This window comes from Bacillus sp. JJ1533, assembly GCF_036965045.1.
GTDB lineage: Bacteria > Bacillota > Bacilli > Bacillales > Bacillaceae_L > Ferdinandcohnia.
Map to the genome: position 1 here is coordinate 1 of NZ_JBALOV010000005.1, position 15,199 is coordinate 15,199.

The window sequence follows — 15,199 nt, forward strand, 5'->3', positions numbered from 1 at the left end:
TTCCCGTCTTCATAAACCCTATGAAGCGGATTTATTCATACTTCACGAAAAACGGACTACGATCATCTCACTAAAATCCTCTTCCCCGCTTCTAACCTAAATTTGGTCCCGCACTTTGTCCAATGAATGCTATACTATGTAAGTACATTTTCAAAAAGGAGAATGATCATGAAAGCTTTTTTACGATTTCTACTATTAATTGCGCCATTTTTATATATGATCTTTATTTTCATTTTATCCAGCCTTCCATCCGACGCAATCGTGGATACTCCCTTTTCGTGGGACCAGGCTTTTAAAGAATCCCTCCATTTAATCGAATTCGGGATTCTCTACGGTTTGTGGGTATTGTTTTTCCTTGTACAAGGGAAATTCACCCCGAAAGTAAGCATACTGGCTGCGGTTCTCTCTATCGCCTACGGCTTCTCAGATGAGCTTCATCAATACTTTGTCCCATACCGGTCCGCGACCGTTATTGACCTCATCAAAGACACAATCGGCGTGCTCGTGCTTTTTTCAATCGTAAAAGTAAGTTATTTTGGAGAAAAGCTACCGAGATTCAAAAAATTCCTTCAAAGGGTAGAGGGTTTAAACAACAAAAAGGCAGATGGGAACTAATCCCTCTGCCATTATTTTTTCACTGTTAATTTATTTAAAAAGTTCTCTGTCGATGAAACTTCTACACCCTGGTAGTAATGAGCCACAATTTCCTTGTAGTTCTTTCCTTCTTTCGCCATTCCGTCCGCCCCATACTGACTCATACCAACTCCGTGACCGTAGCCCTTTGTTTGAATGACGATGTTATTGCCTTTACGCTCCCAAGAAAAATCAGTGGATCGTAAACCTAACTTTTCACGTACCTCTCTGCCGGTAAAACTTTTTCCACCAACCTCAACCGATGCAACACGTTTTGACTTTGTTCTCGCTGTTACGTTTCCGACATCTTTCCCATTCCCGAGTTTTATCCCAAGCTTTTGTTCAAAATCAGCAACTGGAATTTGAACTTGGTCGTAAAATTTCTCTGATTTTACATCCCACGGACTTTCAACACTTTTTAAATAGGGGTACTCATTTGAATAGTAATCCTCGGAATTTTCCGTGTAGCCATTACTTGTGGAGAAAAATTGGGCATCAATCGGTGCTCCGTTATAGGTTAAGATTTGACCCTGTGTTTCTCTAACGGCTTGCGTAATTTTTTTGATTTTCCAGTCGTAATCACCTTTCCATTCCGCTTTCAATTCCTCAATGCTCTTGTACACTTGATGGTTTGTCGTATCTGATACATCCGCTCCATCTGGAACACCTATTTTTTGGTCACTTAACATATGGCGAACGACATACGTTCTTGCAGCCAACGCCTGTGCCTTTAATGCCTCCATTTCAAACTTCGCAGGCATTTCTTGAGCTAGCACACCTACCACATAGTCCTCAAGTGGCACATTTTCAATTTTTTGTGCACTGACGCGGTGGACAGCTACCTCTACAGTCGGGCCTGAGGCGATTTGAGGCGGTTCTGGATTTGATTGTCGTTCTTCTGCCAGCTTAACCGAATCCTTTCCGGAGAACGGAATGACGAGCATAGATGGAATCAATAAAATCAAGACAAAAAGGACAGAAACTAGTACAATGATTGGTTTAATCTGTTTCATGAATGCAAGCCTCCACATCAAAATTAATGCATATCGTTCATGCACCTATATATCAATATTTATGGTGATGGACAAGCATTTATGACTCAAAAAAAATTAAAAAAGGACATTCTGATTTTCACTTTTAAAAAAGGATGAACTTTGTATGTATAAAAATAAAAAAGCTAGAGATATTACCTTGTATGGGTAATGTCCCTAGCTTTTTGTGGTTAGTCAAAAGTTCACTTTCACTTCTGCTACGAGGCTTTCTGTTTCTTCTTTAATACGTTCGATGTCAGCACCTAATGCCGCAAGCTTTTGGTGGAAGTTCACATAACCACGGTCTAAGTGCTTTAGTTCTGTTACACGTGTGTAGCCCTCTGCAACCAATCCGGATAAAATAAGTGCAGCGGCAGCGCGTAAATCAGTTGCGGCTACTTCAGCTCCTTGAAGCTGGGATTCTCCGTTGATAATAACAGAACGGCCTTCAATTTTAATGTCACCATTCATGCGTCGGAATTCTTCAACATGCATGAAGCGATTTTCAAATACAGTTTCTGTGATCATACTTGTGCCTTGCGCACGAAGTAATAATGCCATCATTTGTGATTGCATATCTGTAGGAAAACCAGGGTGAGGCATTGTTTTAATATCAACAGCCTTTAGTTTTTCAGGGCCAATGACTCGTAAACCATCTTGTTCTTCAATGATGGTAACGCCCATTTCTTCCATTTTTGCAACTAGTGAACTAAGGTGTTCTGGTACTGCACCTTTAACAAGGACATTACCACCTGTTATTGCAGCGGCCACCATAAATGTACCTGCTTCAATGCGATCAGGGATAATATTATGTGTTGCGCCATTCAATTCTTTAACACCTTCAATACGAATGGTTCCAGTCCCTGCGCCTCTTACCTTTGCTCCCATCGTATTTAGGAAGTTGGCAAGGTCGACAATTTCTGGCTCCTTCGCACAGTTTTCAATGATGGAAACTCCATCAGCAAGTGTAGCAGCCATCATGATGTTTTCAGTAGCTCCTACGCTTGGGAAATCCATGTATACTTTTGCACCGCGAAGTCTTCCATTGACTTCGGCATCAATATATCCATTACCAACTTTTACAACCGCACCCATTGCTTCAAATCCTTTTAAGTGCTGATCAATTGGTCTTGAGCCAATTGCACACCCGCCAGGAAGAGCAACTCTTGCGTGACCATTACGGGCAAGCAAAGACCCCATAACAAGCACAGATGCGCGCATTTTTCGAACATATTCAAAAGGTGCTTCCGTTTTTAGCTCTCTTGATGCATCGACAACGATTTGATTGTTAGCAAATGTAACCTCTGCGTTTAAATGGCGCAATACCTCATTAATCGTATACACATCTGAGAGCGTGGGTACTTCATTTATAACACTTCTACCATTACTTGCTAATAAGGATGCAGCGATTACTGGCAAAACAGCGTTTTTTGCGCCTTCTACTTTGACTGTGCCGTTTAACCTATGACCGCCGCGGACGATGATTTTTTCCAAGGTATTCCCCTCCGCGTCCCATTTTCTATATATTCATATTCATTCTTAACAATTGGTGTTCCATCTTGACTGTTGTTTATAGAACCCAATCTTTACAGATTCTTTACTTTTAGTGGAAAATTTCATTCGCACTGATGTAGTATATGCAAGCTACCGGGCAAATGTCTCTATTTGGGTGTGGATGCATTTCGTACATCGATTGATAAAATTTGGATAAAACAGCTCTGAAACAGCTGTTTTGATGTACAAATTTTACACAAAACCAATTTACATCATATCACTGTAGCATGCATGGGCACAAGTGAAATTTGTGGGAATTTCGCAATAATTGTCGACAAATATTTGAATATTTGAAGGAATATTTTTGAGTGCAAACAATACATAGTTCACATAGTACAAATTATACGTAAAGAACTTCTTGTTTTTGAGGGTTTGTCTTCCTTATTCGACAATTTTCTTTCTTGATTAAATTATCCTGAGAAAGTAAGAGGATATAGCAGTATATCCCACACATCTCAATTAGGTCATTCCAGTAATATCCAATGTATTTTTCCGATGCAATGGCATACTAAGGAATGTTTTTAGTTGAATTCCTCTCCTTACTTACATTTTTACCAGAACATCACTTAGAATACGTGGAAAGTAGTGGAGAACATATGCCACTGCTTACTTAAGCGGCTTTTTCACAAACTTTTTTGTATAAAGCGTTTTTAGTCAAGAATACTTGGTAATTGTTGTGACCAGAGGAGATAATCTAAAAAGAAATTGCTGACCGTGGATCCAATTGCAATTGTCACTAGAACTAAAAGGACGCGCACCTGGAAAACATGATTCGGCTTCACCAAATGCTCATATCGAATACTTTGCAGGGCCCACCATGTCACAGCAATAAAAATCAAATGCGAAATAATACTAATAAGTGCTTGTTGTCCAAAACCCGCTAACATAAAACCACTCCTTTGGAATCAAAGACTATGTACGCCACTACATTTGGCAACGCCTTTATGTCCCACTTCGTGTCGGCCTAAATCACACCACTCCATTTTACCATCTATTATGACAAAAGTCCGCTAAAAACAAGCATCAAAAAAGAAAGAGGCATCCCCATACCTCTCCCTTTGTAAATACCCCTATTTGTTTGAAAATGACCGGAAACTTAATTGAAAAAGTCTGCAAAGCTTTCGAATTGTTGAATGAATTCGAAGGCGACACCTGGAAAAATTCCGAATCCTATCGTTCCGACTACAGCAATGATTACGACAATGAGCACACCTAAAGGTAGTTTTATTTGACTGTCGTCTTCTGCCGGTCTAAAGAACATTTGTGTAAGGATTCCGAAGTAATAGAAATACGATACTACGGTTGTCGCAATCATAATCGATGCCAACACATAGTGCGACGGACTTGTCACAAATGTCCCAATGAAAATCTCCAATTTTCCAATGAAACCAGCTGTTCCTGGAATTCCCGCTAACGAAAGAATAAATACAGCAAGTGCAACAGCTAGTACAGGTGAACGCTTATACAGTCCTGCAAACTGACTAATGTCCTCTGAGTCCGATTTTTGCGAAACGACCTGAAGTATGGCAAAAAATCCAAGGCTCATGAAGAGATATGCCACTAAATAGAACCAAATTGCATCCATCATAAAATAGGAGAAAACGACAAATGCTACTAATAAATATCCAGCGTGGGCAATACTTGAATATGCCATCATCCGCTTTACATTTCGTTGTCTGAGTGCAATGGTGTTTCCAATAATCATTGTGGCACCCGCGATAATCGCTAACAGATCCTGTAGATGGTACACTAAATATGGTGTTTCTTCAGTTCCAGATGGTACCTGGATGAACGCTGTTACCACAATTCTCAAAAGAATCACAAAGCCCGCTGTCTTTGAAACAACACTTAAAAAGGCTGTAACAGGTGTTGGTGCTCCTTGATATACATCTGGTGCCCACATATGAAATGGAGCTGCCGCAATTTTAAAGGATAGACCGACTACAATCATAAACAGCGCAAGGGCGACAAGATAAATATGCTGTGGATCCTGTAGATTCCCGAACGCTCTAAAGATTTCTTTTAAATTCGAGGTTCCAGTTAATCCATACACATAACTGACACCGAATAAAAAGATCGCGGTTGAAACTGTTCCGTTAATCACATATTTCATTGCTGATTCATTTGAAAGCTTATTGCGCTTTCGAATTCCAGCTAAAATATAGGAAGAAATCGAAAGTAGTTCCAAACCGACAAACAGTGTAATCAGGTCACCACTTGAGGTCATAATCATCGTACCTAAAAGCGCCGCTAGGAGTAAGTAATAAAACTCTCCACGATACTCACCAATACCAGCTTTCGGTTCGTAGCTCATTGCAAGCAAGATTACGAGACCAGTTCCTACTAATAAAATTAATTTAAACGCTATCGCAAAGGAATCCAGTCTGAATGTATCGTACAAAATGGACGTGACGTCAGTTCCAATTAAGGAAACTGTAAACCCGATTGCCACAAGGATTCCGGCAATGCCAATCCAACCAAGTGGGCGACGGTCCTTATCTTTCCCCATAAATAAATCAAGTAATGATAGAAGGGTTGCAACACCGAGGATGATAAATTCTGGTGCCATAACTCCCCAATCAAAGCTTAGCAAAGTTTCTGTATCCATCGGCTCACCCTCCTAACCCTAGCATGATTGTTTCAAGTGCAACCTGAAGTGGCTGTGTAAGCACGTTAGGATAAACACCAATTAAGACGATAAACGCAAGTAAGACAAGTACCGGAACCATTTCAATTGGACGTAAATCAAATGCTCCCTCATACGAATGATTTGCTTTTCCGTAAGTCACATTTAATACGGCACGTAATAAATACACAGCTGTTAAAATGATGCCGATTGCCCCAATTGCAGCAAGTACTGGCATTTCCTTGAATAATCCAAGGAAGGCCATAAATTCACTCACAAATCCAGACATTCCCGGTAGTCCAAGTGAAGCCATTGCCGCTGCTAACAAAAAGCCAGCCGTTAGTGGCATCACCTTCGCTAGTCCACCCAGCTTGTCAATATACGATGTTCCGGCACGCTCATACATGACCCCAATTAAGAAGAACAATAATGCCGAAATCAAACCGTGTGATACAACCTGGAATACCGCTCCTTGTACTCCTGCTTCATTCATCGCACCAAGTCCAATCAACACAATCCCCATGTGGGAAATACTCGAGTAAGCAAGAACCATTTTGAAGTCCTTTTGGACAAATGCTAAAAATGCTCCATATAAAAGGTTGATAACCCCAAGCACAGCAACAATCGGTGCTAGTGTGCTGAACTCATCCGGAAAGAATCCCATCCCGAATCGGATAATCCCGTAGGCTCCAATTTTTAAAAGAATCCCCGAGTGAATCATGACAATTGATGGCGGTGCTTGAACGTGAACACGAAGCATCCATGTGTGCAATGGAAAAATCGGCAATTTGATGCCAAATCCGATAATAATCGCAATCAATAATCCGAGACGTAAATCCTCAGAAAATTGCCCCGGTATCGGTAAACTGTCTGGCGGGCTTGCAAATATTGCGGTTAATGCCGCAATATTGGTTGTTCCAGCCTTTGCGAAAATAATCATAATGACTATCAATAAAATCGCAGACCCAAGGCCGTTATAAATTAAGAAGCTAAACGCTGCCTTTTCTTTTTCGAAATAGCCCCATTTTCCAATCAGGAAGAATGTTGAAATCAATGTCATTTCAAAAAAGACAAAGAATAAAAGCAAGTTTCCTGCTGTAAACACACCAAGCATGCCAAGTTCAAGTAAAAGGAATAACATGAAATAACCTTTCCATTCCTTTTTAATATGAACGGATGCAATGGCTGCGAGTGTTGAAATCACCGTTGTTAACAGGACGAGCACTAAGGTTAGGCCGTTGAGTGCCATCTCATAGTTAACTTCCCACGGATTTCCTTTCGGTAAAAAACCAAACCAGTAGGCGGTTTCCTTTAGCTTTTCGAGGTCTCCTCCACCCGTATAAAACCCGTATGCATATAAAGCAAGAACAAGTGAAGGGATCGTTGCTAAAATGCCAACAAGCTTGATTGTTTTTTCGTCATCTTTTGGTACAAACGCGAGAACGACAATACCTAAAATCGGGAAGAATACTAAAAGTGAAAGAATCAATGAACTCATCTTAAGTACCCCCCTGTCAGTGCCACAACGAGAAGTAGGATTGCTAATCCCACAAAGGCAACGGATGTGTACATTTGTACCTGGCCATTTTGTAACTTAGCCCCAAGCTTTCCGATTCCTTGTGTCGCCTGTGCCACACCTTTTACAATGCCACCTACTAAAAATTCATCAATATATCGTAAGAATAAGCTGAATACCTTTGTCACATAGACAATGGTCATGTTGTAAAATTCATCAATAAAATATTTGTTGGAGACGATACTGTACGTAATCGGTGCCCGCGAGCTGAAAAAGTCTCTCGGAATCGATTTTCTTTGATACATCGCATACGCAAGCAAGATACCAATTAGAGATGCAAAGGTTGCAACGCCGACAATCCATCCTGGTCCCTCAATATGACCTGGTCCATACAGGTTCGTACCTTCTGTTAACCAATCCCCTAAAAAGGATCCAAACCACGGTGTGTTCACATAACCTGCAATAATGGCAAGGACACCTAGAACCATCATCGGAATTGTCATCCAACTTGGTGACTCTTTTACATTTGTGTGACTTCCCCTTGACTCCCCAGTAAAGACCATGAAGAACAAACGGAACATATAAAATGCTGTAAAGAAGGCTGCAATTACCGCTAACCAGAACAACACATAATTTCCTTGTACCCAAGTTGCAACTAGGATTTCGTCTTTACTGAAAAATCCTGAGAAAAGTGGAACACCGCTAATCGCCAAGGTTCCAATTAAGAATAATGGACCTGTTACGCGTAGCTTTTTCCATAATCCGCCCATTTCCTCGATGTTCTGTGTATGAACGGCATGGATCACACTACCTGCTGCTAAGAACAGTAATGCTTTAAAGAAAGCATGTGTCATTAAGTGAAATACCCCTGCCACATAGCCAGCAGATCCCAATGCAAGCATCATGTAACCGAGCTGACTCACGGTTGAGTAGGCAAGAACCCGTTTTATGTCCTTTTGTGCAAGGCCAATCGATGCTGCAAAAATGGCTGTAATTGCGCCCACAACCGCAACTGTCATCATTGCTACAGGACTTGCTGCAAATAATGGGAAAGTTGTAGCCACTAAGTATACCCCTGCTGCAACCATCGTGGCTGCATGGATTAAAGCCGAAACAGGTGTTGGACCTTCCATTGCGTCCGGCAACCATGTGTGAAGCGGGAATTGGCCTGATTTACCAACGGCTCCCACAAAAATTAAGATTGCGGTCAGAGTAATCATGGTTGATGAAATTTCCCCTGAGCTAACTGCGCTAAAAATTTCATCATATTCAAAGCTGTTAACTTGCCAGAATAATAGAATCATCCCGATTAATAGCCCAACATCCCCGATACGCGTCATAATAAACGCTTTTTTCGCGGCGGCTTTCGCTTCTTCCTTATAAAAGTAGAATCCAATTAAGAGAAATGAACCGAGTCCAACAAGCTCCCAGAAAATATACGTTTGCAAAAGGTTTGGTGAAATCACCAAGCCCAGCATCGCGAAGGTAAATAACCCCAGGTATGCATAAAATACAGGAAAGCGCTCATCTCCATGCATATACCCTTTTGAATAGATATGTACTAAAAGTGCCACAAGCGATACTACCACTAACATAAGTGCATTTAATTGATTGACTTCAAACCCCGCTGTTAAGTGAACATCCCCAATTGATAACCACGTGCTCTCATATTTGTATGTTGGATTCCCAAGTCTCGCGATGAGTACCAACACCGAGTAGACGAATGAGACAAACGTAAGCAGAATCCCAATATAGGCACTCGACTCCTTCATTCGTTTACCGAATATAAGAAGGAACAAAAAAGAGATAAGCGGGAAAAGCGGTATGACCCATGCGTTTTCCATCATCGTATCACAATCCCCTTCTTCGATCTTCGCGCTAAAGGCCAGCGGAAGCCTTGAATCCACCGCCTTTACCGGTTTTAATGTTTCATGGAATTCATTTCATCAATATTAACCGTGCGTTTATTTCGGTACAGTGCCATCAAAATCGCTAGACCGACAGCAAATTCAGCTGCGGCAATTGCAATCGTAAACAGTGAGAAAACCTGTCCTGTTATCCCAGGAACCATTCCGTATTTACTAAAGGCGACAAAATTAATATTCACTGCATTCAGCATCAACTCAACAGAGATCAACACAATCACCGTATTTTTTTTTGTGAATGCGCCATAAAGACCGATACAGAATAAAATTAACGCGAGTATAAGGTAGGCTGCTAACGGAACTGAACTCATTCCTCTTTCGCCTCCTCTTCATTGTCTTTTTTCGATAATATGATTGCCCCTATTAAGGCAACAAGCAACACCACCGATGTTAATTCAAATGGAATGACATACTTTGCAAAAAGCTCTACTCCAATTTTCTCTGTATTGTTTACATGAAGGTCCATTGCTTGCTGGCCAAAATCGAGATCATAAATACCGAGGTAGACGGCAATACCAAATGCAAGGATTCCTCCGACTACTAAAACGGTTCGACCACGACTAACCTTTGGCTCACTTGTGTCATTATGCTTCGTGAGCATGATTCCAAACAGCATTAAAATTGTAATGGCACCAGAGTAAATTAGGACCTGCACAGCTGCAACGAATTCCGCATAAAGCATGACGTACAAACCTGCGATACTAATGAAGGTGAAGACAAGTGCGATAACCATATGGATGACCTTTTGGAGGTTCAGCATTAAAATACCGCCACCCATTGCACTAATTGCTAGGACTATGAATGCTAGAAATTCCCCGGTCACACTTTATTCTCCTTTCGCACGTTCGTATCGTTTTCATCTAACCACTCCAGGTTTTTAAACAAATCATCACGACTATATTCTGCCAGTTCAAAGTTGTTCGTCATGACAATCGCTTCTGTCGGACAAACCTCTGTGCACAGGTCACATAGAATACAAATTTCAAAGTTAATGTCATACGTATCTATGATTTTCCCTTTTTTAGTCGGATCAGGATGCTTTTTCCCGGTTAACTGGATACAATCGGTTGGACAAATGTTGGCACATTGATTACATACAATACACTTTTCTGGATAAAACTTTTGGATACCACGAAAGCGGTCTGGTAGTGGTAGTGGTTCATTCGGATAATCATATGTGACTTTTTTATAGGTTAATTGATTAAGGGTGTATTTCATCCCTTTCAGCAAGCCAAACATATTTTGTCACCCCTTTATTAGGTAATTGCTCTAGAAAAACAATTCTTTAATCAAAGCCGATAAGAAAATGTTCGCTAGTGCGATTGGAAGTAGTACCTTCCAGCCGAATTCCATCAGTCTGTCCGCACGTAAACGCGGGAAGGTGGAGCGGAACCAGATTAATACAAAGATAACCAAGCTAAATTTCAAGGAGAACCAAACAGCTCCTGGAATAAAGTCTAAAAATAGAACAGGTTTCCAGCCGCCTAAGAAAAGTACAGTCGTTAATGCTGCCATCGCGAACATATACACATACTCCGCGAGCATAAAGAATGCCCATCTAAATCCTGAGTACTCAATATGGAAACCAGCGACAATCTCTGACTCTGCCTCAGGTAAGTCGAATGGTACACGGTTGAGCTCTGCAACAGACGCGATAAAAAAGACAACAAAAGCAATCGGCTGAGCAAAGATAAACCAAACCTTATCCTGGGCTTCAACAATATCTGTTAGGTTTAAGCTACCTGATAATAAAATGACTCCAATGACTGACATCACAAGTGGAATCTCATAGGAAATCATTTGTGCAGCTGCACGCATTCCTCCCATGAGGGCATATTTATTATTGGATGCCCAACCACCGGCCGCGATTCCGATTGTTGTAAGACCAGATACAGCAATGTAGTAGAGCAAGCCCACCCCAATATCTGCAAATTTATAGCTATCCGTAAACGGAAGAACTGCCACAACCATGAAGGCTGGTGCAAATGCAATTGCAGGTGCAAGAATAAATAATGGGCGGTCTGCCGCTTTCGGAATCACGTCTTCTTTTAAAAGAAGCTTTAGAACGTCAGCCACTGTTTGTAATAGTCCCCAGCGCCCACCAGTCTGATTAGGCCCTTGACGTGCTTGCATGAATCCCATTACCTTACGCTCTGCAAGGATTGCGTATGTAACGAACCCTAAGATGACAAAAAGTAAGACGGTTGTTAGTACAAAGAAAATAGCAAAATTCGACCAACTTGGAGGTGAATGTAGCAGGTTTTCGATCATTAACCATCAACCTCCCCAAGGACGATGTCTATCGCACCTAAAATTGCAATCAAGTTTGCCATATTTTCACCCTTTAACAGCTTCGGAAGGATTTGGAGATTGTAGAATGACGGACGTCTAAATTTCAAACGATACGGTTCCTTTTTTCCGTCACTTGAAATATAACAACCAATTTCTCCGCGTGGTGATTCAATCCGGACATACGCTTCACCCTTCGGCGCTTTTATGATTTTCGGAACCTTTGCCATAATTGGCCCTTCTTCAGGGAATTGTTCTACAGCCTGTTCTACAATTTTTAGTGATTCCTCAATCTCTGCCATGCGACAGTGATAGCGTGCCCATGCATCTCCGCCATCCCTTGTTGGCACTTCAAAATCAAAACGGTCATAAATCGAATACGGCTCATCTTTTCGGAGATCCCATTTCACTCCTGTACAACGAAGGTTCGTGCCACTCAAGGAATAATTAAGCGCATCCTCTTTCGTGTACTTGCCAACACCAATGACACGGTCACGGAAAATTTCATTTCCTGTAACTAGCTGGTGGTATCCTGGAAGCTGTGATCTCATATAAGGAACAAATTCTTTTACTTTTTCAATCCAGCCCTCAGGCGCATCCCATTTAACCCCGCCAACACGCATATAGTTAAACGTAAGCCTTGCCCCAGAAAGCTCATTTAATAGATTAATAATCATTTCTCTTTCTCTAAACGCATAGAGAAATGGCGTTGTTGCACCAATATCGAGTAAATACGTTCCCCACCATACAAGGTGGCTCGCAATCCGCCCCAATTCCATTGCTAAAATGCGTAAATACTCTGCCCGCTCAGGAACCTCAATGTTCATCATCGTTTCAACCGCGTGACAAAGCACATAGTTATTCGTCATCGCCGATAAATAATCCATTCGGTCTGTGTACGGAATAATTTGTGTGTATTGCAAATCCTCTGCAAGCTTTTCAGTACCACGGTGCAGATATCCAATTACAGGTGTAGCTTCCTTGATGATTTCCCCGTCAATTTTAACAACAAGACGGAATACCCCGTGCGTACTTGGATGCTGTGGTCCTACATTTAGGAGCATTTCTTCTGTACGAATCATATGCTACACCTCCACATCATACGGTTCATAGTCTTTTCTAAGTGGATATCCCACCCAGTCGTCCGGCAATAGAATTCGAGTTAAATTTGGATGCCCAGTAAATGTGATGCCGAGTAAATCATAGGCTTCTCGCTCTGGCCAATTTGCCCCTTCCCATAATGGCTGCAAGGATTCAGTTGTTGGCTCATCACGGTCAAGCTTTACCTTTAACGCAACAGATTGACGGTTTTTATATGAGAATAAATGAACATATACTTCCATATGGGTCTGGAAGTCCGTACCATGTAGTTCGGAGAGGTAATCAAACCCAAGCTGTTCATTAAACTTTAAAAACTGTGCAACCTTAAAATATGTATCTGGCTTTGCAACAAGTGTTGGAACGTCCTTTGATAGTGTATTAATATATGAATCTTCTAAAACATCCTCCCCAAGGTGTTCCCGAATTACTTTCACATATTTATCTAAATATTTTTGGTTTGGAGATGGTGCTGCCTCTTCGACTTCTTCAGGCACTCCACCTGCTGATGCTTTTGCCCTTGCTGCAGCTGCAGCCTTTGCTTTTGCTGCTGCAATGGCTTTTGCCTTTTCCTTAGCTAGATCATCTCCACCGCCGCCAGCTGCCGCTTTGGCTTTTGCTGCGGCCGCCGCCTTTGCCTTGGCTGCAGCTACTGCTTTCGCCTTCGCTTTCGCAAGCTCATCATCGTCCGAACCTGCTGCCTTTTCAGCCGCCTTCTGCTTCGCAAGTGCAGCAGCCTTTGCTTTCGCTGCGGCAACTGCTTTTGCCTTTGCCTTCGCTAAGTCATCGTCNNTTCGCTTTTGCTGCTGCAGTGGCTTTCGCTTTCGCCGTTGCTTTGTCTTCTGACTCCGCCGATTCGTCTGATGCGGCTTCCGCGGCCTTTTGCTTGGCTAGTGCTGCTGCCTTCGCTTTTGCTGCTGCAGCGGCTTTCGCTTTCGCCGTTGCTTTGTCATCTGACTCCGCCGATTCGTCTGATGCGGCTTCTGCGGCCTTTTGCTTGGCTAGTACTGCTGCCTTCGCTTTTGCTGCAGCAGCCGCTTTTGCCTTTGCGGCGGCCGCCGCTTTCTGCTTCGCTAAATCCAAATCTTCCTCTTCTGATGATTCTGAATTCTTATTAGCTGTTGCTTCCTCATCAGCTTGTTGTTTCGCCTTTTGCTTGGCTAATGCGGCAGCTTTTGCCTTTGCCGCAGCAGCTGCTTTTGCCTTCGCAATATCTATATTTTCTTCCTTAGCTTCATCTTCACTTTTCGCTTCAGCTGCCTGTTTTTCAGCGAGCCGCTTTCTTGCAGCTTCCTTCGTTTTCTCCGCAGCCTCTCGCTTAAGTTGTTCCAGGTCTTTTTCTTCGCTCACGCTAAATCACCTTCTTCCCCGTTTTAGCCTCATAGCGAATCTTTTCTTTTAATTTATTAATTCCATAAATGAGTGCAGCAGGATTTGGAGGACAACCCGGTATGTACACATCAACCGGTACAATTTGGTCAACCCCTTTTACAACCGCATACGATTTCACATAAGGTCCCCCCGCAGTCGCACAGGATCCCATAGCAATCACCCATTTAGGCTCTGGCATCTGATCATACAATCTCTTTAAAACTGGTGCCATTTTCTTCGTAACCGTACCCGACACAATCATACAATCCGACTGACGTGGAGACGTCCGGAAAAAGGAACCAAAGCGATCTAAATCATAATGAGAAGAACCTGTCCCCATCATTTCAATCGCACAACAAGCCAGACCAAATGTAAGTGGCCACAACGAATTACTTCGTGCCCAACCTTTCACCTGCTCCAGCGTCGTCATAAATACACTTCTCTTTAACTCTTCCATCTCTAAATCTGAAATACCATCCATTTTTAAATCCATTTCAACACGCCCTTCTTCCAAGCATATACTAAGCCGATAACGAGCATTACAACGAAAATGAACATCTCAACTAATGCGAAAATTCCGAGTTTTTCGTAGGCAACAGCCCATGGATATAAAAATACAGTCTCAACATCAAAAATAACAAACAATAGTGCAAAAATATAATACCGTACATTAAACTGTACGCGAGAATCATGGAACGGCTCAATCCCACTCTCATATGTAGTAGCCTTTTCCTCACTCGGTGCATGTGGACGAAGCAACTTCCCCAGAAACAACGCCACAATCGGGAGTAAAATACCCAACAACAAGAAGACAAACACAATCATGTAACTATTCAAATACTGATTCAAAAGTTCCTCCATGCAGCCCCCTCCGATCTCCCCTAACATTTTATCAAAATATTATAAATTGTAACCGAATACATTATAGCACTTTTCCCAGCCCAGTGTCGACCAAACCTGCCACTTATTCTACGAAATTACCATTTCTGACAAATGGGGAAAAAACAGGCGGGGAAAGCTCGCTTTCCCAAGCCATTTTTCCCCATTTGCAGTTTCAGCAAAGCTGAAATGATGAAACTTTAGTTTCATCAAAATGGGAATTTCGAACTTCATAGAACATAAGACCCCAGTTGGTCGACACTTGGCCCCCCTCACC

Annotated in this window: 14 protein-coding genes and 1 pseudogene; 1 reads left to right on the forward strand and 14 read right to left on the reverse strand. The window is 42.0% G+C overall.

Annotated features, from left to right (window positions below):
• Window positions 1-168 precede the first annotated feature (168 nt).
• Window positions 169-615 (forward strand): VanZ family protein, encoded by a 447-nt coding sequence (locus V7138_RS02675; RefSeq protein WP_335394034.1) that lies wholly within the window; start codon window positions 169-171, stop codon window positions 613-615.
• An 11-nt stretch (window positions 616-626) separates the two neighbouring features.
• Here the strand turns inward: V7138_RS02675 and spoIID are convergent, their stop codons facing one another.
• The 14 genes and pseudogenes from spoIID to V7138_RS02745 all read right to left on the reverse strand — a co-directional run bounded on the left by spoIID (window position 627) and on the right by V7138_RS02745 (window position 14,904).
• Window positions 627-1,646 (reverse strand): stage II sporulation protein D, encoded by a 1,020-nt coding sequence (spoIID, locus tag V7138_RS02680; protein ID WP_335394036.1) that lies wholly within the window; start codon window positions 1,644-1,646, stop codon window positions 627-629.
• A 213-nt stretch (window positions 1,647-1,859) separates the two neighbouring features.
• Window positions 1,860-3,158, reverse strand: a complete 1,299-nt coding sequence (gene murA / locus V7138_RS02685; RefSeq protein WP_335394038.1) for a UDP-N-acetylglucosamine 1-carboxyvinyltransferase — start codon at window positions 3,156-3,158, stop codon at window positions 1,860-1,862.
• Between the two features lie 710 nt (window positions 3,159-3,868).
• The gene (locus V7138_RS02690; protein WP_335394039.1) at window positions 3,869-4,105 is read right to left on the reverse strand and encodes a DUF1146 family protein; all 237 of its coding nucleotides are present in this window, start codon (window positions 4,103-4,105) and stop codon (window positions 3,869-3,871) included.
• Between the two features lie 209 nt (window positions 4,106-4,314).
• Complete coding sequence (gene nuoN / locus V7138_RS02695; protein ID WP_335394041.1) at window positions 4,315-5,826, reverse strand: NADH-quinone oxidoreductase subunit NuoN; 1,512 nt, start codon at window positions 5,824-5,826, stop codon at window positions 4,315-4,317.
• 4 nt (window positions 5,827-5,830) lie between these two features.
• Window positions 5,831-7,342: a complex I subunit 4 family protein gene (locus V7138_RS02700; RefSeq protein ID WP_335394042.1), complete on the reverse strand. Its 1,512-nt coding sequence runs from the start codon at window positions 7,340-7,342 to the stop codon at window positions 5,831-5,833.
• On the reverse strand, window positions 7,339-9,207 hold the full coding sequence (gene nuoL / locus V7138_RS02705; RefSeq protein ID WP_335394043.1) for an NADH-quinone oxidoreductase subunit L: 1,869 nt from the start codon (window positions 9,205-9,207) through the stop codon (window positions 7,339-7,341). The genes V7138_RS02700 and nuoL overlap by 4 nt, the downstream gene beginning before the upstream one ends.
• Window positions 9,208-9,281: 74 nt before the next feature.
• Window positions 9,282-9,596 (reverse strand): NADH-quinone oxidoreductase subunit NuoK, encoded by a 315-nt coding sequence (gene nuoK, locus V7138_RS02710; RefSeq protein ID WP_335394045.1) that lies wholly within the window; start codon window positions 9,594-9,596, stop codon window positions 9,282-9,284.
• Window positions 9,593-10,108, reverse strand: coding sequence for an NADH-quinone oxidoreductase subunit J (locus V7138_RS02715; protein ID WP_335394047.1), 516 nt, complete (start codon window positions 10,106-10,108; stop codon window positions 9,593-9,595). The genes nuoK and V7138_RS02715 overlap by 4 nt, the downstream gene beginning before the upstream one ends.
• Window positions 10,105-10,524 carry an NADH-quinone oxidoreductase subunit NuoI gene (nuoI, locus tag V7138_RS02720; protein ID WP_136380709.1) on the reverse strand — a complete coding sequence of 140 codons (420 nt, stop codon included), beginning with the start codon at window positions 10,522-10,524 and terminating at the stop codon, window positions 10,105-10,107. The genes V7138_RS02715 and nuoI overlap by 4 nt, the downstream gene beginning before the upstream one ends.
• Before the next feature lie 30 nt (window positions 10,525-10,554).
• Window positions 10,555-11,556, reverse strand: a complete 1,002-nt coding sequence (gene nuoH / locus V7138_RS02725) for an NADH-quinone oxidoreductase subunit NuoH (protein WP_335394049.1) — start codon at window positions 11,554-11,556, stop codon at window positions 10,555-10,557.
• Entirely contained in the window at window positions 11,556-12,656 is a 1,101-nt protein-coding gene (locus V7138_RS02730) for an NADH-quinone oxidoreductase subunit D (protein ID WP_335394052.1), read from the reverse strand. Before V7138_RS02730 ends, nuoH begins: the two co-directional genes overlap by 1 nt.
• 3 nt (window positions 12,657-12,659) lie before the next feature.
• A pseudogene (locus V7138_RS02735) lies at window positions 12,660-14,022 on the reverse strand (NADH-quinone oxidoreductase subunit C).
• A gap of 1 nt (window position 14,023) precedes the next feature.
• Window positions 14,024-14,536 carry a NuoB/complex I 20 kDa subunit family protein gene (locus tag V7138_RS02740; RefSeq protein WP_099354573.1) on the reverse strand — a complete coding sequence of 171 codons (513 nt, stop codon included), beginning with the start codon at window positions 14,534-14,536 and terminating at the stop codon, window positions 14,024-14,026.
• A complete protein-coding gene (locus tag V7138_RS02745; RefSeq protein ID WP_335394054.1) occupies window positions 14,527-14,904 on the reverse strand; it encodes an NADH-quinone oxidoreductase subunit A in 378 nt (125 codons plus the stop codon). The genes V7138_RS02740 and V7138_RS02745 overlap by 10 nt, the downstream gene beginning before the upstream one ends.
• Window positions 14,905-15,199: the final 295 nt, after the last annotated feature.

Bases quoted from the DNA above. Each gene is read 5' to 3' on its own strand.
- V7138_RS02745 (WP_335394054.1), bottom strand. From the start codon at position 14,904: ATGGAGGAACTTTTGAATCAGTATTTGAATAGTTACATGATTGTGTTT.
- spoIID (WP_335394036.1), bottom strand. From the start codon at position 1,646: ATGAAACAGATTAAACCAATCATTGTACTAGTTTCTGTCCTTTTTGTC.
- nuoL (WP_335394043.1), bottom strand. From the start codon at position 9,207: ATGATGGAAAACGCATGGGTCATACCGCTTTTCCCGCTTATCTCTTTT.
- V7138_RS02740 (WP_099354573.1), bottom strand. From the start codon at position 14,536: ATGGATTTAAAAATGGATGGTATTTCAGATTTAGAGATGGAAGAGTTA.
- nuoH (WP_335394049.1), bottom strand. From the start codon at position 11,556: ATGATCGAAAACCTGCTACATTCACCTCCAAGTTGGTCGAATTTTGCT.
- V7138_RS02700 (WP_335394042.1), bottom strand. From the start codon at position 7,342: ATGAGTTCATTGATTCTTTCACTTTTAGTATTCTTCCCGATTTTAGGT.
- nuoK (WP_335394045.1), bottom strand. From the start codon at position 9,596: ATGAGTTCAGTTCCGTTAGCAGCCTACCTTATACTCGCGTTAATTTTA.
- V7138_RS02730 (WP_335394052.1), bottom strand. From the start codon at position 12,656: ATGATTCGTACAGAAGAAATGCTCCTAAATGTAGGACCACAGCATCCA.
- nuoN (WP_335394041.1), bottom strand. From the start codon at position 5,826: ATGGATACAGAAACTTTGCTAAGCTTTGATTGGGGAGTTATGGCACCA.
- nuoI (WP_136380709.1), bottom strand. From the start codon at position 10,524: ATGTTTGGCTTGCTGAAAGGGATGAAATACACCCTTAATCAATTAACC.
- V7138_RS02675 (WP_335394034.1), top strand. From the start codon at position 169: ATGAAAGCTTTTTTACGATTTCTACTATTAATTGCGCCATTTTTATAT.
- V7138_RS02690 (WP_335394039.1), bottom strand. From the start codon at position 4,105: ATGTTAGCGGGTTTTGGACAACAAGCACTTATTAGTATTATTTCGCAT.